General features: G+C 38.6%; 13 protein-coding genes and 1 pseudogene. 10 read left to right on the top strand and 4 right to left on the bottom strand.

Features of this window, described 5'->3' with window-relative positions:
* The 4 genes and pseudogenes from DP117_RS31925 to DP117_RS31940 form a co-directional block, all read left to right on the top strand.
* Positions 1-411, top strand: a pseudogene (locus DP117_RS31925) (hypothetical protein); the annotation flags it as partial.
* A gap of 124 nt (positions 412-535) precedes the next feature.
* Positions 536-1,021, top strand: coding sequence for a hypothetical protein (locus DP117_RS31930; RefSeq protein WP_169222192.1), 486 nt, complete (start codon positions 536-538; stop codon positions 1,019-1,021).
* A gap of 230 nt (positions 1,022-1,251) precedes the next feature.
* Positions 1,252-1,887 carry a restriction endonuclease subunit R gene (locus DP117_RS31935; protein WP_169222193.1) on the top strand — a complete coding sequence of 212 codons (636 nt, stop codon included), beginning with the start codon at positions 1,252-1,254 and terminating at the stop codon, positions 1,885-1,887.
* A 129-nt stretch (positions 1,888-2,016) separates the two neighbouring features.
* Positions 2,017-2,226 (top strand): hypothetical protein, encoded by a 210-nt coding sequence (locus DP117_RS31940; protein WP_169222194.1) that lies wholly within the window; start codon positions 2,017-2,019, stop codon positions 2,224-2,226.
* A 74-nt stretch (positions 2,227-2,300) separates the two neighbouring features.
* Here DP117_RS31940 and DP117_RS31945 read toward each other — a convergent pair whose 3' ends face one another.
* Entirely contained in the window at positions 2,301-2,756 is a 456-nt protein-coding gene (locus DP117_RS31945) for a helix-turn-helix domain-containing protein (RefSeq protein WP_169222195.1), read from the bottom strand.
* 740 nt (positions 2,757-3,496) lie between these two features.
* On the opposite strand from DP117_RS31945, the gene DP117_RS31950 reads away from it, so the two are divergent.
* The 5 genes from DP117_RS31950 (at position 3,497) to DP117_RS31970 (ending at position 13,040) form a co-directional block, all read left to right on the top strand.
* A complete protein-coding gene (locus tag DP117_RS31950) occupies positions 3,497-4,678 on the top strand; it encodes a hypothetical protein (RefSeq protein ID WP_169222196.1) in 1,182 nt (393 codons plus the stop codon).
* Between the two features lie 161 nt (positions 4,679-4,839).
* On the top strand, positions 4,840-8,565 hold the full coding sequence (locus tag DP117_RS31955) for a hypothetical protein (RefSeq protein WP_248277925.1): 3,726 nt from the start codon (positions 4,840-4,842) through the stop codon (positions 8,563-8,565).
* 1,808 nt (positions 8,566-10,373) lie between these two features.
* Positions 10,374-11,330, top strand: a complete 957-nt coding sequence (locus DP117_RS31960) for a hypothetical protein (RefSeq protein WP_248277926.1) — start codon at positions 10,374-10,376, stop codon at positions 11,328-11,330.
* A gap of 5 nt (positions 11,331-11,335) precedes the next feature.
* Positions 11,336-12,103, top strand: a complete 768-nt coding sequence (locus DP117_RS31965; RefSeq protein WP_169222197.1) for a hypothetical protein — start codon at positions 11,336-11,338, stop codon at positions 12,101-12,103.
* A gap of 280 nt (positions 12,104-12,383) precedes the next feature.
* Positions 12,384-13,040 carry a DUF6753 family protein gene (locus tag DP117_RS31970; RefSeq protein ID WP_169222198.1) on the top strand — a complete coding sequence of 219 codons (657 nt, stop codon included), beginning with the start codon at positions 12,384-12,386 and terminating at the stop codon, positions 13,038-13,040.
* A 4-nt stretch (positions 13,041-13,044) separates the two neighbouring features.
* Here the strand turns inward: DP117_RS31970 and DP117_RS31975 are convergent, their stop codons facing one another.
* Complete coding sequence (locus tag DP117_RS31975; RefSeq protein ID WP_169222199.1) at positions 13,045-13,794, bottom strand: response regulator transcription factor; 750 nt, start codon at positions 13,792-13,794, stop codon at positions 13,045-13,047.
* A 340-nt stretch (positions 13,795-14,134) separates the two neighbouring features.
* Here DP117_RS31975 and DP117_RS31980 point away from each other — a divergent pair, with 340 nt between their 5' ends.
* A complete protein-coding gene (locus DP117_RS31980) occupies positions 14,135-15,286 on the top strand; it encodes a HAMP domain-containing sensor histidine kinase (RefSeq protein WP_348983011.1) in 1,152 nt (383 codons plus the stop codon).
* A gap of 293 nt (positions 15,287-15,579) precedes the next feature.
* On the opposite strand, the gene DP117_RS31985 is transcribed toward DP117_RS31980, so the two are convergent.
* Together DP117_RS31985 and DP117_RS31990 are read right to left on the bottom strand one after the other, a co-directional pair.
* Positions 15,580-16,311 (bottom strand): hypothetical protein, encoded by a 732-nt coding sequence (locus DP117_RS31985; protein WP_169222201.1) that lies wholly within the window; start codon positions 16,309-16,311, stop codon positions 15,580-15,582.
* 11 nt (positions 16,312-16,322) lie between these two features.
* The gene (locus DP117_RS31990; RefSeq protein ID WP_248277927.1) at positions 16,323-17,246 is read right to left on the bottom strand and encodes a hypothetical protein; all 924 of its coding nucleotides are present in this window, start codon (positions 17,244-17,246) and stop codon (positions 16,323-16,325) included.
* Between the last annotated feature and the right edge of the window lie 232 nt (positions 17,247-17,478).

Here is a 17,478-nt window from a genome sequence, read left to right on the forward strand (position 1 = left end):
AACACAGCTTTTTATCCAAAGTCCAATGAATTAGGTTCAGATGCTCATTTGCGCCGGTATGTCAATCATTTTAAATACCGAGAAATAGTTCATGAGGATTACAGTCACCTAGATAAAATTAGGGAACTGAATAAAGGTTTGTATGGTGCCGATGTGCGCGTGGATAGAAATAGAATAGTTGTCCACAAGTGTTCTACTGGTGTTAACTATTTCTTTAAGTTTAACGGTCAACCAATTGACCCATACGACTGTGATTGCCCGCGCGAACTTCGGTATAATTACGACTTGGTTTCTCTTGTTAACTATTTACGTGGTAATAGACGTGAGATTTATCCACCCAGAATTTCTCCTAATCTTTTCCATCCAATATCTCCACCTCAAGTGTCTGAAAACCTTATTGACTTAATATAATTTCCCTTCTTCATAGATAGTTGGGAATTTGTAGATGTGGCACTCAGTACGGGGCGGTTTCGCCCCACTACTGGGTAGCTAATCTCTACAGAATCTACCCAATTAACTATTTGGAGAAACCGACATGACTGAACTAGTTAACTTTGCTTATGCTCTACTGTTTAATCTTTACCTGTTTGGAGTCATTTTTTCATTGATTTGCTGGCTTTTTCATACTCCTACTAGTGAAGTAGTAGGGACTTCCAAATCTTTTTTGGAAGAACTCATTCAAGAACCGACTGAAGATTTTTCTTCAAATCTACAGTTAACTTTTCAAAAAGATACTCAACTAGATGACGAGAGAAACCTGCAAATGGATGAATTGACTCAAGAGAGGAAGTTATTTGATTCTCAAGAGACGCCAACAGTAAATGCTATTCAGGAAAAGCAGAAGTTAATGCAATTTAGCTTGAGGAAGTTACGTACTTTCTGTTCTAAAGCCTCTATTCCTGGCTATTCTGTTTATGTGAATCGTGGTGAGAAAGAAAGGCTAGTTGACTACTTGCTAACTTTGTCTATTAATTCTAGTCAGATTGTTGAATTTTTGCAGCTTGTGTCCATTAGCACATGAGTTTGGTAACCCCGGTAATTGTGGGTAAAATTCTGTCAGTTAATTCTTATTTAGAGAAGAAATAAATCCAAAGGAATTTGCAGTCTCAACCTGAGAAGTCATAACTTTGTTAAAATGAATTGTAATTACCAATAGATAATTACCAAAATTAATTGGTAGTTGATAATTTACCAATTATTAAATATTGTCTCAATTCATCTGCAAAAAATCTTTAGTAACTAGATTGACTTATGGTTCAAACTCTTCAGGCAGAAAATATCACTCTTGAGAAACTCATATCACTTTACGGATTACAGTTAGTTGATTCTGAGGAATTTTTTCGTGAGTGGCAAGACGAATTACCAGAACTGACAGAGCAAGAAAAGCAGCTATTAGACCAAGTTAAAGCAGGTTATATCAATTTACGCAATTATCCGCCGTTATTAGAAAACACGGTTAATACCATTGTTTTATCGCCACTGCTATTCATTGGCAAGTTCTATCTACCTCCTTTTCACATCAAATTAGAGAAATCTGTCGAAATTGAAACTATTGATAAACTTTCCATTATTAAAGGACGAATTGACTTCTTACTTCTCAATCAGAAATTCTGGGTGACAGTTATTGAGTCAAAACAGGTGGCTTATTCTGTAGAGGCAGGACTTGACCAGATTTTAGCGTATATGCTAGCTGCTCCCCAATCACAGGAGGAAGTTTTTGGCATGATTACATCTGGTGGCAGTTTTATGTTCATTAAACTCGTCAAAGGCAATCCGCCTCGCTATGCCACTTCAGATATTTTTGATGTACGTAATAGAGGAAACGAATTATATAATGTCCTACGTATACTGAAGCGCATTAGTCAATTGGCTCGCAGCGAGCAATAAATTTGAAACAGGCGTTATGTACAAATGCCACGCTCGATAAGCCATCGCAAGGAGGGTTAAATTGTGGGAATGAACAAAAACCTCTTGACAAACGAAATAATCTCAGTAGGATAGAGGCAAAAATGACCTATGTACTTAGAAAACAAAACGCCTCTAACAACCCCCCAGCAGCTTATGAGCCAGCAGCTTATGAGCCTACGTCAACGCGCACAAAACGCTAATTTACGTGAAAAAATAATAGATATGATGCTTGATATAGCTTCTTACGATGTGGATGCGGCAGAAAGATATTTAGTATTTAACATTGAGCATCGGTACAACGAGCCAAAAGCCGCGTAATTATTTTCTCTCTAAAAAGAACCCATGTCCCTTGCACAATCTCCTGTGAGGGACACTCAATAATCTTGTGTTATTTATTGAGTTTGAGTTGCTAAAATGCGTTCTATGCTTCTTGGCGATAGTGTTGGCAATCCTCTGCGCATGGCTTCTTCAGCGACTTGCACATGATGATGATGCTTTGAACGACTGGGTTTTCGGTTCTTGCTCCACTCGCTAATTTCTACGATTTTGCTCTCTTGTGTAGTTTTGCACTTCTTAGGTCTACCTACATTTGTACCTAATACCTCATTCACCTTTGCGATCGCATCTTCCCAAGTTTCTGAAGTGATGGTACTTGATGTCCACTTTTTCTTCCAATTCGTTACTGTTTGCTTGGCTATGCCCAGTTTTTTTACTATATTTCTCTGATTTTCGCCACTGTGAAGCTCCAGCAGGATGTTTGCTCTCTTTCTCATTTCATCGCTGCCGATGGCGGCTATATTCTCTAATACTTGCTTTTCAAGAGGATTTAACATTTGAAGATGAGGCATTTCAGTATTTACCCTCTCTTTGCCCTAAATTTTTGCCAAATAGAATGATGCCTGATATACTTTTTTGTAGCGTACATATCTCTCAAAAATTTATTCAATGAAGCATTTCAGTATTTACCCTCTCTTTGCCCTAAATTTTTGCCAAATAGAATGATACCTGATATACTCTTTTATAGCTTACACACCTCCTAAAAATTTATTCAAAGCCCTGGTTGCAACAGGACTTTGAGCAAAAAGCAAGTCCTCCTGTTACTAGAACAGGACGGGATTTTGCTTTGTTAATCTAACAATGTATAACCATTATATCATGATGACACACTATTTCACAAATACTACCTTAGATAGATGTTTTTATCCCGAACTATTAAAAATTACATGTCTTCCCAGTTGTATTCGGGAGAAACATCTGAAAAAAGCGAGTGCTGTATTTGATGATCGTGAATGCTCTACAAGTACTTCTGGAGAAGTTAAACCCCTAGGAGTTAGCTAAGCTCGTGCATCTTTTTTTGTAGGTAAATGCCTTAGCTCTCAATGCGTTGGTAAGACTTTTCTACATTCAAAAATTCCTTTGATGGTTTTTCTGGTAGGTAATTTTTATTATCTATAAAATTTAACATTTTTAATAATGTTCTTTTTCCTGAAAGGTGTTAAGAGTCTCACTTTTAAGTGTTTTCTGTTTTTCGTACAACTCTATTAAAGACTTAAATTTTTTCTAATTGTTTCTAACCCGGTGTATAAATATGTCTGAGATACATAATCCGGATATTGCATATATTTCTCCTTCAGAATTGGTTGTTCATCCGAAGCTCATAGAAATATATGGTGAAAATGAGAGTCGCCCTGCTTTGGAAAAAAGTATCTCTGAACAAGGCATTCTCGAATCTTTAAAGGTTTCTACACGTACTGGTATAAATATTGTCTTAGCTGGGAAGTGTAGGCTCCAAATAGCTTGCAAACTTGGAATCGGCTTAGTGAAGGTGGAATTTGTTAAATCAAACTCGCCTGAAGAAGATTTGAAGCTAGTGCTTGACTTTAATCTCCATCGAGAAGGTGGGAAGACTTACTTCCAAAAGTTTCACGAGGGGCAGTACTGGGAGAGTGTACTTCGTCCCTTAGCGAAAGAAAGACAAAGGGAGAACGCTCGGCGTTTGAATCAGTCGAATGATTCAAATTTGAATCATTTATTAAATGACAGTAAATATCAATTAAATAAGGGTAAAAGGGTGATTCAGGAGGTTTCAGATAATCTCAAGATAAGTGTTGGTAGTTATTACAAGGGTAAAAAAGTATTTGATTGTATTTTGCAATTACGAAAATTTGAAAAATTTAAGGCGGCTGTTGCGTTGGAGAAGGAGTTTAATCGGAGCATTGATGCAGCGTACAAGTTTGTTTGTAATCAAGATATTTGTAACCAGGTCATAGACCTGATTGAGGCGGATGAGATAGGTAGTGTTGAGGATGGTATTGCTTGGATACGGAATAGTGAACGTAATCCGTTTCGGCGTTTTAAGCTTGACCATGTCTATCAATTCAAGAACAGACTGCGCCCTGAGTTGGCAATCGTCGGACGTGTTATTGGTATAACTAACGAATTTGTTGTGTTTGGATTTAGAAATTTGGTGAATATGTCTCTTGAAGTTGTGAATTTACGTCCGCGACAGATTGATGCCCAGTTGCAAGATGAACCATCTGCGGAACAAAGGAAGAGAATACTTCGCTTGATGCAGAAGTTTGGTGATGTTTTCCCAATTCAGGTGTCTTTAGCCCAGTTGTTAAAACTTCCAATTTTGACTGATAAAGAGGAGGTTCTGTTGCGAGTGTATGAGTCTGATGTATTTGAAAAAACTTGGGAGGATTATAGCAAACAGATAAAAGCAATGGAATCTACAAATAGAAATGGGGATAATATTCGTGCTGCGTAGGTAGCGAAGGCTAATCTAGCAGAGAACATATCCCAAACCTAACGTTAATTACTAGATTAGCAGCTAAATACTTATTGCAGTACGAGTTCATAAATTTAGTGGATGTCGAACTCGTATGAAGATATGTAACTTGTTTTTGCTTTTCAATTTGGTGGTAGAGTATGAGTAATTTTATCTCCACCAGCCGTACCAAACCCTGTCTTGTGTGTGGTGATGCTCGCGGGCGCTGTCGAGAACTGCGAGACGATCCCAACAAGTTCCTCTGCATGACAGTTACCGATGGGTACACTACTCCTCCTGGGTTTATTTTTCGGGGGTTAACCAAAGATGGAACGTGGGGAGTCATCACCCGTGATATGGGAGAAGTTAGTGACGAAGCGCGCCGCGAGTGGATTTCGCGATGGCGACACCTTAAAGCTGAACGTCTTAAAGCTGAAAAAGAGCGTTTATCTCGCCTACTATCGGAATCCGACCGAAACAAACACATCCGAAATATCTTCTCCCAACTGCCATTATTCCTAGAGCATTGGGATGACTTGCGCCGACGGGGACTCTCTGATGACCTAATTAAGGCAGGAATGTTTCGGTCGGTGGTTTCGTGGCAAAAGCTCGACCGGGAAGTATCGCACCAACTAGCAGGTGTAAGTATTTCAGGGAGAAGTTTGACCAACTTTGATTCGGGTTATCTTATTCCGGTGTGGAATGAGAAATCAGAAATTGTCAGTTGGCAGTTGCGCGTTGATAACCCTGGTGAAGACGAGGGGAAGTATCGGTGGGCGTCGAGTCGGTTAAAGAAAAAGCGCCCTAACGGTCCAACCTCTCATTTGTCTAATGGGGAATTACCCCTTACCTATTGTTTTCCAGTAACTAACAGATGTGGCAATAGTAATATCAATAATTTTCTCTTAACTGACCAGCAGTCTGATTTATTGTCTGTTGGTGATAGTTTTTCTCTAGATCCACATATTGGTCTTGCCGAAGGTTTTCTCAAACCGTGGATTATTTCTCAACTGCGATCGCAAATCGTGATTGGTGCTGCAGGTGGTAATTTCGCGTCATCGCCTGAAATTTTAAAGCGCTACTTGTTGGAAGCAAAAGCCGTATTAGGAATTGATAATTGTCCATTGATTCTCTGGGCAGATGCTGGCGCGATTCTCAACAAAAACGTGATGCGCCAGTACCGCCGCACGTATGTCCTATTGCGGAAGTTGGGCTACACAATGCGTGTCGCTTGGTGGGGACAACTTGATAAATCCTGTGCTGACCCGGATGAGTATACTGGTAAGTACGAGTTGCTTACCTGGGCACAATTTGAGGGTTTATCGAGAAATCCTTCTAGCTTCTGGGATGACGTAAAATACCAGTTGCGGAAAATCAAACAGTTGATTCGCCCCCAACGGAGATTCCAACACCAGGAGCGTCAGTACCAACGACAAGAGCAGACTGCGACAACTATTATATATACCCCTGGCGAGTTACCTACTCCCGACGAATATATCCAACTTGGTTGTCCCAAGATTATTTACCAGGGGGACGAGCGCGTTACTATCTGGAAAGAAGCTGTCGCCAAGGATTGGCAACATATATTAGATAAGTCTGCTCCTGGGTTGGGTAAGTCTCACACAGCTGGGAGTATGAAGGCTGAGGAATTTAACTTACGCCAACTGTGGTATCTTGCTGCTGACCATCGCAATCCAACAACATTCACAGTCGAACAGAACTTTGTTGATTTGCCTCCCCGTCATAACGGGTTAGCTTATGACGATGCAAGACTTACACCTATGGGGAAACCTTTTTTGGTGCATCCAACTGGAACTTACGTTGGTAAGTTATTTCCTTCTAATTGTCATCGTACTCTCATTTTTCGTGCCTTGAGGTCGAAAAATATAGCTAATATTGAAAACTCCTCTAATCCGATTTGTCTTAGCTGTCACCTTTATAATGCCTGTCGCAGTAAGAGGGGTATGGGATTTGGTTATAGGTATGAACGCCACTCTGTATTTGGCTATTCTGAAGTACGTGCTCATCCCGATAGTTTACCTTCCTTAAATGATTATGAATATTCTGACTGTGGTACATTCTGGGATGAAGCTTCACTAGTTATGCGATCGCGCAAAAAAGTTGAAGTTAGTATAAGTGATTTTCATCAAACTGCCGGAGAGTTAGCTGTAGCTGCGCCATTCCTATTTACAAAACTTAAACCTGTATTTGAGAGATTAAGGTTTGTCCTTTGGGGAGAAGAGTACGAGGAAGAGATATTGTGGGCAAGTGATACCACTCTACCAACTCGTAACACAGTGGCTCCCAGAACGGAGCTTACACTCACCACGCAACTAGCTCCTCGTTATGGATATAACGATACAGCCATTCGTTACTGTTTGGGGGAGATACCAGAAGATATTACTGATATAATCTCCGAGGTTGAACTTGCCCTACGTCCGGATTTATCTTTCTTGCGAGAAGCTCCAGATAGTATAAATACCAGTACCGGGACTAAGGCAGAGAAAATAGCATCGCGGCGTGTAAATAAACTTCTTAGAGCTCAAGCTTATACTGAAGCCAAACAGCAAATCAACCAATTATTGCTCAACTGGTTGGTTCCTCTACTTAAAGTGTGGGCAAAACATATTAGAGGGTCGTTTAATTTTGATAAAGATATACTTTCTATACATTTAGAAGATAATCGCCACCGGGAAGTGGCAACTGCAGCTAAATTTAATATTTACCTCGATGGCACCTTAGATGTACACTATTTAGCGCTGAAATTAGGAGTAGGAGTAGAAAATATCCTTGCTATCGAGCAGCTTGTCCCAAGTTATGAGAATTTGACTGTTATCCATGTTACTGGTATGGGTGTGTTGGGTCGCGATAGACGCGATTCGCTTTTACAGAGAGTGGCAGCGCTGAGAGAAACTATTATCAACAAGTATTTGAGTTCGTCAGTTGGTATTATTGAACGTAAAGCTTTTGCACAAACAGGTGATGGGTATCACTTCCGCGACGGGCGCGGAATTAACCGCTTTGCGGATGACAACGTACTGGTAAGTTTGGGTATTCCCTATCCAAATATTGGAGACTTGGCAGCCGAGTACCAAGTATTAACTGGTGTTGCATCGGATATATCAGTTGAGGAATCCCTGCTTAAAGAAGAAAATCTGGCGGCGGCAAAGTTCCAAAACATCGACTTTCAAGAATTTGTTGATAGTTTGGTTCGTGCTGAAATTCTCCAAGAGTCAGGTCGTTTACGAACACATCTGCGTCCTGAAGAGGAATTAATCTATTACTTTGTGGGGGATTTCGATATAGGGTTTCTGCAAAAGGAATTACCTGGGTGTAAACTTCAAAGGGTGCGGGCAATTGACATAGATTGGCGGGCTGCTGACTATGGTGAACAAACCAAGTTTGTTTTAACCAAGGCGATTGGCAGACAGATATTATTGGGGAATGAAAAACCGACGCAGCAGGATGTCGTTGATGAAATTGCGGCGGTGTTACCAAAGGAGAAGGCAATCAAGCAACCAAGAGTATCTCAAATTGTCAAAGAACATATGTCCCACATTGGAGGGTGGAATCAATTGCGGATATTGATTGCGAACCTACTTAAAAGTGTTACACAAGAGCAAGGCGAACAACTTCTCGAATCGGACGAAACTTGGTTAGCAAAAATTTACTTCCCCTTGGTGGGTGAAGAGTCTCCCAAAGATGCGGTCGTAAGTCTCATTCAAGTTGCCCAAGTGGTGGGTACTCGTTTTGGGGCGATTCTCCAACATGTATCTCTTGATGTGCGATCGCAATTGTTAGGTCATGCTTTTGCTGTCATAGCAGGTATTGGGATAGGGATAGATTGGTTGGTTGAGGAGTTAACGCCCCTGTGGGATACTTCTTGATTTTGAATTCTGAATTAGCAATTTTAACCTGCTTCCACGGAATTCCCCATCCGACGGGAGCGGTGGGCGAGGTTGCGCAGGAAATTGTGAGGTACACGCGAGCATGGGTGTCCGAGCAATTTCCAAATCTATCCGGAGTTTTACTCAGACAAATGGTATACTATTGATGGTTGCTGACCCGCCCAACTGTCTCGGAACAGATAGGTCAAGTAGCGGTACGAACAGCAGGTGCTTCAAGTCGGGAAACCCGCCCAACACACTGCCTCCGCTTACCACAGAAAGAGCAGAGATTGGGGAATGGGATTTGCCACTGGAACGCATATGCCCACTCCATGTAAATCCTCGGAACAAAAGAATAAATATACACCTGCGGAAGGCGGGTGATCGCTAGTGGACGCGGAGTAAGACCAAATCATGCTTGCATGAAGAGGCGTCGGCGGACGAAGCGGCAAGCCCGAAGGACGAATAAAACCGTCCCTGATTGAACTGAGATTGGAAGCCCCAAGCTCAGCGAAGCAGGTTGGGGTACTTCACATTTATAGCGTTGGGAGCATAAAGCCCCCACTCCTTCTGGGTGTGGACGGCTTTATGCCACATTGGAGCGGAGCGAAAAGTGCTCACGCCGTGGGAGCGTCAACAATTCGCATTATATCTGTCATTCTGTTCGCGCAGCGTGTCCCTTTGGGACGAGCGTGGTAGATGCGTTCGCCCAAGTCTTTGAGATACGCTTCAATACCGTAAGCCGGTGGGCATCTCGTTCTCTCTTGTTTGTCATTTAAGTTTCTTGTTGCAAAAGTAGGTAAAAATAGGGCTTCTAAATTATTCTCTGACAAAAGTGCAATAACGTTTTTAATTGCTTTGAATTGGCAACTTACTTTATCTTATAAAAAATATTAGTTTTGCGTATAGTTTGTTGAATTTTTACCTTTACCTAGAGTCAAATTATTAGTTTTGTATTATCAATACTTATATACAAAACTAATAATTTTGTTGCTAATTAATCAAGAGAATGTGTTAATTAAATAGTTATCTCACTGATGCTATCTCTTAGCTAAAAAAGATTAATTTTGTATATAAACCTTTTATACACAACTAAGATTGGCATTAAGCTTTATAGTTAATTAGTTATAGAAGCTTTTTAAAATTTGCTTGGTATTTGATATTGAAAAAATAATTTTATACGTAAGAATTCAGGACCCAGGAGGAGCCAGCGCCGGGGTGAGGCAGCGCGGTCTTGGGGGTTCCCCCCATGAGCGACTGCCGAAAGGGTTTCCCGACTTGAAGCGTCTGGCGTTCAGAAACCAGAGTTTGTCAGGGGTTTAGCATAATTGATATATTCATTCATCAAATCTTCTTCTGATTCTTTAACTATTCTGACTTCTGGATTCTGGCTCCTGAATTCTTAGTTTTATACATTTATAAACTTAGATTTAATTTACATCTCATACTAAAGTTGGAAAGTAAATTAAATATTAATCTGTTTTTCTTTATAGTTTTAATTGAGATACTGAGGGTAGTTTCTGAGCAAACTATCTTGACTTATGACTGACGACTAGTATTTATATTCTGAATTTAGGAATTAGTTTTTGCTACACGAGAAATTTTTCCCATCTCCTTAATCCGAGTGTTGGAAGGAAGTGTTTTCTTACAGTTTATATAAGGACAGAAGTCTTGTGAAGTAATAGCATCTTTCATTAAAGCTTTTGCATTGAAATTCGTCTATTTCAATTAGTTGTCAACTTTCAGAGAAAAGTTTCTTTAAAGGCTTCTTAAATATGCCTCGTATTAATATTAAAAGGAATAAACCTATGTCTGATAATAATCAACAACATCAAGATAACCAACAACATCAAGATAATCAACAACATCAGGACAACCAAGAACATCAAGATAATCAACAACATCAAGATAATCAACAACATCAAGATAATCAACAACATCAGGAGAAACAGAAAACAAAGAGGCTTGTAATTGTTACAGGTGATAAAGGTGGTGTTGGGAAGAGTACCTTTGCACGAGGTTTGCTTCAGCTTTATATTGACAAGAATCTTTTTTGTATTGCCTATGATGCTGACCAGCGTAACAATCAATTACGCCGACATCATGAAAAATTCAACCCAGGCTTAGTCCGTTGTATTAATGTTTTTGAAAGAGGAAAAGCAGACCAATTATTAATGGATTTAGAAGCAGATACTTTTCCATTAGTTTTACTTGATTTACCAGCTCAATCGGGCGGAGTTTTTGAATTATTTGTGAAAGAGTTATCTTTCTTTGAGACGCTGGCAGATGAACTTGGGTACAGAGTGACTATGGTATCGGTTATTAATCGACTTCGTGACTCTGTAAACATTTTAAAAGCTTTACATAGTTACTGTGACAACAAAGTTGATTATGTAGTTGTTAAAAACCTGTTTTTTGGAGAGCAAGAAAAATTTGGTCGTTATACTTCATCTCCTATTCGTCAAACATTAATTGACCAAGGTTTAGTAGAAGTTTTAATGCCTGATTTAATTGATTATTGTTATGATTTTATTGATGAAAATGATTTAACTTTCAGGCAGGCTTCTTCTAAAGATTTTGGTTCTCTTATTGCTGTCAGGGCAAGAGTTAGGTCGTGGTTGGATGAGTTTGAAGCACGTTTAAAGCCAGCTCATGACTTGCTGGGTTTTAATTGCGAAAAATTGCCAGAAGGATTTTCACATACTGTGAAAGAAGATGAAGGCGAGAAAGATGCTGTAGACGAGAAAGCTCAAGATGCTGCATAAGCTATATGTTTAGAAGACGATTTATCATTACGATTGGTGATTCACGTGTTGGTAAGTCTACAGTTTCTAGATTGTTATTGGAATTATATAAGAAGCATGATTTAAATATTCGTGCTTTTTACCACGGTCACCGTCCTGGTGACTTGTCTAATAAGCTATCAGTCTATGATAAGTTAGGCTTTAATATTAGGCATCTAGGACTGAATAGAGGTGATTCTGACCTTTTATTAAACGAACTGGAGATGTTTTCAGAAATTGATTTAGCATTGACTGATATGCCAGGTCAAAATCTATTGGATTTTTTTCGATTTGAGAAGGAAATATATTTTTTAGAGAATTTGAATTCTTTAGGCTATCGTGCCACTTTTATTCATCCTATTTCCAACCGCAGAGATTGTGTAGAATACTTGCAATCGCTCTATCATATTTTTGGAAATTGTGGAGATTATTTAGTAGTCAAAAATCAACATTTTAGTAATTTTTTTAAGTATTATGACGGAACTCACATCCAGGAAGATATTAATAACTTAGGTGGAGTAGAACTGATATTGCCTAAGCTTGAAGATTATATTTATCAAGACTTAGAAGATACAAATTTACCTTATAAGATGGCGATTACCATCGAGTCAGATATGCAAGTCTTATATCGTTCGGTGGTATTTAATTGGATGGAGAGTTTTCATGATACTGTTATGGATCATAAGGTTGCTCCAGTATATTTAGGCTTGAAAAGAGACCGTACTGAATTAACTCAGCAAGAAGCCAGTTTCTAAAAGATTTATCAAAGTAGAATGGGCTAACGCCCTTGCACTCTACAGGAGTTAGGACCCAGGAATCAGAAGTTAGAAGAAAAGAATAAAAAACGTATATACTCCTGTACTTTTGACTTCTGAGTCAAAGGTTTAAAACCCCCTCCTTATAAGAGGTTTTTAATTGTGAGGGGTGAGAATCCCCTTCCAATTTCTTATTCTGACTCCTGACGACTGACGCCTCTATTCTGCTGTATCAGCTTATTTAACGCTGACATTCTGATTCCTTTTTATTGGCAATTTTATGACTGATACTAAAAATATTTCCACAGATGATAACCCTAGTAAAGAGCAATTAGAGAAAGAGAAAGAGTATATAGAAGAGTTAATGGCCAAGTCAGGTATGAAGCCATCTGACCCTTTGTTTAAATTATGGGCACAGATTGGTACCACTCAATATGCGATTATGCAGCTACCTGCCAAGCTTGATACTGTAATAGGTGGCTGGACGCTCAAGGTTGATAACAGATTAAGTCATGCGGCTGAAGTGGCGATTATTCAGCAGCAGGCTGCAATAGCTAAAGCTGCTGAAGAGTTGGTAAGGAATACTCAAAAGTCTACTCCTCTCAAAAGTGAGAAAGGTATTCTTGTTAGGTTAGGTTTGTCTGATTTCAATAACTTTAATTTAGCAACTATTGCTTTTGTCTTTGGCTGCGTCCTAGCGTTAGGTGCAGCTATAGGGGCTTTTACTTTTAGTATGGCTATAGCATCCCTATCTGCTGCTAAATCTTCTGCTGTGACAAATTTTAAACCTGAAGACGCTAAACTTTTAGAATGGGCTAAATCAAAAGAAGGACGTGATGCCCGACAGATTTATACCGATAATGCTGGCATTATTCAAACCTGTCGTCAGGGTAAGAACCCAGGCGGCTGTATAATTAACGCTAAGACAAAGAAATAGGTGATTACGCAGTAGAAAATTTGCGGTTCTTGTAATCGGGAACGAATTCTTCCGCTTCTTTGTAGACTTCTTTGGTTAAATCTTCTGGACAGAGTATTCCTAGTTTTAAAGCTTCACATACAGCTTTTCCTCTAGTGGGTCTATGTTTTTCGTCTTTTTCTGGTTTATCGAGCTTACTGATGATTCGGTGAGCGTGCGAACGTACAGTACTAATTTCCAAGCAAAGTTTGTTAGCCATTTCCTCATAAGTTAGTCCTTTGGCTAGTAATTTTAGGACTTCACACTCTCGTTTTGTTATCATGTTTCCGGGAGTATCTTTAGTGTTAGGCTCCCACATTGCTTGTGCTACAATTGTGTGTATTGTGCTATCAATCCAAGATTCACCTTTATAGGTGGTTATAACAGCTTCAATAATTTTACTTTCAACATTATTTTTGCTATAAAAAGAAGTTGCCCCTTTTTTAAATACTTCTTTTACTATCTTTTTTTCGCAACTTCCTGTTGTCACAATGGTTTTAATTGTGTTTGAGTAGACTTTTCTGATTTCTTCAACTACTTGTACTCCACTGATGTCAGGTAGTCCTATATCCACAATGACTACGTCTGGCTCTGTATTTTGAATGATACTTAGAGCTTCTTTTCCGTATCCTGTTTCTCCACATACTTTAATTTTGTTGCTTTCTTCTAGTATAGTTTTTAAACCAAGTCTGAATATATTTTGGTCTTCTACTATGACAGTTTTGATAAGTTTCATCTTAGAAATCTTTTGGAGAACACCGTGATAATCTTTCTAGCATTACTTTCAAGGTTCTGCCTTCACTTAGTAACATTTATACATAATTTATTTCTAGAAATTTAGTTTTTTTATATTTATAGGAAATTCAATAAATAGCTTAATATTAAACTTTTGATTAAGTTGAATGACTTGTTTTCTTTAGTAATATTTCTGTGGTAAATGCTGGTAATATGGTGTTTGATAGTTGCAGTAGTATTTATATGTAACTCCTGTGTTGTGTAAGATATTAGTAATTGGTAGAAAGCGTAATCAGGTTGTTGCGAGTGTCGTTGATAGCTTGCACCAATCAAATTATTTGGTGGTTACTAAGTCTGCAATACCTGACAATCTCAAAGGTATTGACTTAATACTGGACGTTACTTTAAAGCCAATTAGTATCCCTTCGGAAGGTTTACCAGTTATTAAGGTGGTGCAATCAGCAGATGATTCATGCGTTCTGAATGTTGACGATTTTTTGGTGTATCCTTTTTCTTCATCTGAGCTAATGAAGCGTGTGAATTTATGCTTGCACAAGCGAAGTGATTATCTCCGGAGGCTTCCTCAGTATTTGGAGATGATATTCCACGATGTCTATCACCCTTTGAGGGCGGTTAACTTTGTTTTAGGTTTGACTAGAGTAGGTAAGTATGGCGATAACCTTGAGCAGCTGCGTTCCGTGTTAGATACCTCGTGCTCTACAATCACTTCCACTTTAGGTGTGCTTACTGATTTGAAGAGTGAGTTGAATCAAGATCCAGGAGGAAACATCGAATATATCAATATTGCTAGCCTGCTGCATTCCATCCATGCTCAGTTCTCTAATAGTGCGATCGCGCAGAACATAAATTTCTCCCTTATCATTGAGTCTGAAGTTGCTAATGTGTGCTTATACGCAAATTATAATCACCTTTGGCGGATGGTTTGCAACTTGATTGTAAACGCTTTTAAGTATACTTCTGCTAATGGCTCTGTCACTATCAAGCTTGATACTCAAGTAGGTGGTTTCCTCCGGTTGGTGGTTCAAGATACTGGCGTAGGTATCACCTCAACGCAGTTGGAACAGTTGAATAATGATTTGGGGATAAGTGGGTGCATAGAACTTGGCGGTAGTGCATTTTCTTTGCCAAGCTATTTCCTTGAGGAACGTTACTTAACGGGAATTTCTGTGCTTAACAGGAAAAGCTGTACCCAAACGGATAGTCCAAGTGCAAAACGCTTTCGTAAGGTACGAGAATTGGGCACTTTAGCTGCTGAGAGAACATTTACTCTTGATGGTACTGGCTCGAATGTAGCTCGTACTGGCTTAGGCTTGCGTACAGTTAAGTATGTTGCGGATTGTTACCAAGCCAGTGTTAGCGTGTTTTCTCAGGTAAGAGAAGGTTCAACATTTGTCATAATCTTTAATTTAGAGGCAAATTTTCAATGTTATTCTCAGGATAAACGCTTACTTGTAGATCATGCCGCTTCTTAAAATGGAAAAGCCTCAAAAAAAGAAGATTTGGTTGGATTATATTATCGATAGTATTGTGAATTTCTCCAATCTATTTGATATATCGTGGCTCTTTTTTTGCGGTTTTAGTCTTCAATCATTGATTTTTCTTAGCAGTGTTTTTGTAGGTCAGTTCGCTGACGGTGACTACTTTCGACTTGCTTATTGTATTGGCATGGCTGGAATTACTTTTCCTAAGAACAAGATACCGAATAAGTATATTTTTATTGCTTGTGGATTCTTTTTCGGTATCTTGATAGGAATACTTTGATTAATTACCCAAGCTCATTATCAGAATATTTTGTATTAGTCTGTTGTTGAGCTTGCTGGTTCTTGCGGTAATGTTGTTCGTTATTAACGAGTAACTTAAACCGTTCAAATTCTTCTTGGGTAATGTTGTTGACTATGATACTATAAATAGGTTCATCATTATTTTTAGAAGCCAAGAGCGCTTCTCGATTTTCTGAATATAAATTTCTATCAAGGGAGAGAGTATTTGAACTTTCTTCGATTTTGATACTGACTGTGTACTTTTCACCTTGATAAACTACCGACCCATTTACCTGCTTTCCTTCGTAACTTAATATTTCTAATAATTTAGGAATCATTATTTGCTGTACATCTGAATTTTTGGCGATGATGAGTTCTCTATTTTCTACAGCTAATTCGTTCTTACTATTGTTATCATCATCTTTTTTATCCGAATTGAAACTTTGATTTTCTAAATCGACGGTTTTAGTTTGATTGGGGTGAAAGCTAAAGTCTCTAAAATTGATTGCTTCTACACTTTGTTCTACACTTTCAATGTTAACTTGTGCTTGTACTATTTTTTCTTCATGAGCAATTTTTGATTCTTGCCAAAGTGCTTCTTCGGCTTTTTTTTGTTCCTCTGGGGTAACTGAACCAATTTCTTGTGCTTTTTTAGCAACACTTTCATCAGTTATACCTAATTTAGTCATTTTTTCTTGAATATTGGCATAATGCATTGCTTCTGTCATCTTTGTCATTTGATTTCCCTTTATACAATTTCTATTTTGACACTTTCAAGCCTATTCTCAATTCGTGAATTCATCAACCTAAAGTCATTTACAATTTCTTCGTTTAGGTTATTGACTTGAGTTTTTCCGTCTCGAATATATAATAATATATTACTATCTTTATCTTTAACAAGATAGGTTTTATCTTGTGCTTGTGTTGCTATTTGATAATTTTTATAATTTTCAGTTCTAACGCTCATTATACCGTTAACATCTTCTTTCCCAAAGATTTGAACAACTCTTTGAGCAAGCTTTGTCATTTCATCAATTTGCTGTAGTTCTTTGATGTCACGCGACATAGCATTGAATGCATTTTCCAGACTGGAACTACTTTCATTTATATATTCTTTAGTAACTTCTTGAATTCGATTGATATATTTTTCACTCCTACCTAATTTTTGAGCAACTTGATACCAATTTTGAAGATTTTGGATAGTACTTTGTTTAATGTTATCGAGAGTTTTATCTATCGACTTTGTTTGGCTATTTGTAGATGTTTGTAATAATGCCTGTTGAACGTCTGTATTTAGAGTTTGTGAACTTTCAGTTTGATTTTTAACAGAAGTGGGCGGGGAGATATTCTTTGTGTTCAACTTTGGAGTGAAGCTTGTCTCTGTGTTTTTCCTTTGTGGTTCTGATTCTAATTTTTGGTTGGAGGTAAGCTGTATTGCTTCTGCTGTATAATTTTCTGCTTGTTGAGAATTGAAATTTTCTAGTGCTTTGGTATATCCTTGGATGAGTGCGCGGATGTAAGGTGATTCTAATCCCTTTCCTTCCCAGAAATTTTTCTCTCCACTTGATACAAGATAACTGCACTGTTTTAGCCATTGAGATCCTCCCCTTTTGGTTATGGCTTCGGCTAATTTGGGATGTTGCTCAAACCGGGCTTGGAGGATTTCAGCCATCAGCTGTACCCTTGGTTCTTTTAGGGGCACTGTTTCCTTGTAGGCGTAGAAAGCTTGTTCGGCTGATAGAAAGGGTTGTCCTGCTGGCTTAGATTCAGTATAAGTTTCTGGTCCGTATGTTCCGGCAGGCATTTCCTTATTATCGCGGAATGAAACGGGGTAATCATTGGCTATAGTTCAATACGGTTCAGTTAAGGCTGAAAGTTTTTGGGAGAATGTGAAATTTGGGAGC

Source organism: Brasilonema sp. UFV-L1, assembly GCF_012912105.1.
Taxonomy (GTDB): domain Bacteria; phylum Cyanobacteriota; class Cyanobacteriia; order Cyanobacteriales; family Nostocaceae; genus Brasilonema.

Bases quoted from the DNA above. Each gene is read 5' to 3' on its own strand.
- DP117_RS31955 (WP_248277925.1), top strand. From the start codon at position 4,840: ATGAGTAATTTTATCTCCACCAGCCGTACCAAACCCTGTCTTGTGTGT.
- DP117_RS31975 (WP_169222199.1), bottom strand. From the start codon at position 13,794: ATGAAACTTATCAAAACTGTCATAGTAGAAGACCAAAATATATTCAGA.
- DP117_RS31965 (WP_169222197.1), top strand. From the start codon at position 11,336: ATGTTTAGAAGACGATTTATCATTACGATTGGTGATTCACGTGTTGGT.
- DP117_RS31950 (WP_169222196.1), top strand. From the start codon at position 3,497: ATGTCTGAGATACATAATCCGGATATTGCATATATTTCTCCTTCAGAA.
- DP117_RS31990 (WP_248277927.1), bottom strand. From the start codon at position 17,246: ATGGCTGAAATCCTCCAAGCCCGGTTTGAGCAACATCCCAAATTAGCC.
- DP117_RS31930 (WP_169222192.1), top strand. From the start codon at position 536: ATGACTGAACTAGTTAACTTTGCTTATGCTCTACTGTTTAATCTTTAC.
- DP117_RS31935 (WP_169222193.1), top strand. From the start codon at position 1,252: ATGGTTCAAACTCTTCAGGCAGAAAATATCACTCTTGAGAAACTCATA.
- DP117_RS31960 (WP_248277926.1), top strand. From the start codon at position 10,374: ATGTCTGATAATAATCAACAACATCAAGATAACCAACAACATCAAGAT.
- DP117_RS31940 (WP_169222194.1), top strand. From the start codon at position 2,017: ATGTACTTAGAAAACAAAACGCCTCTAACAACCCCCCAGCAGCTTATG.
- DP117_RS31985 (WP_169222201.1), bottom strand. From the start codon at position 16,311: ATGACAAAGATGACAGAAGCAATGCATTATGCCAATATTCAAGAAAAA.
- DP117_RS31945 (WP_169222195.1), bottom strand. From the start codon at position 2,756: ATGCCTCATCTTCAAATGTTAAATCCTCTTGAAAAGCAAGTATTAGAG.
- DP117_RS31970 (WP_169222198.1), top strand. From the start codon at position 12,384: ATGACTGATACTAAAAATATTTCCACAGATGATAACCCTAGTAAAGAG.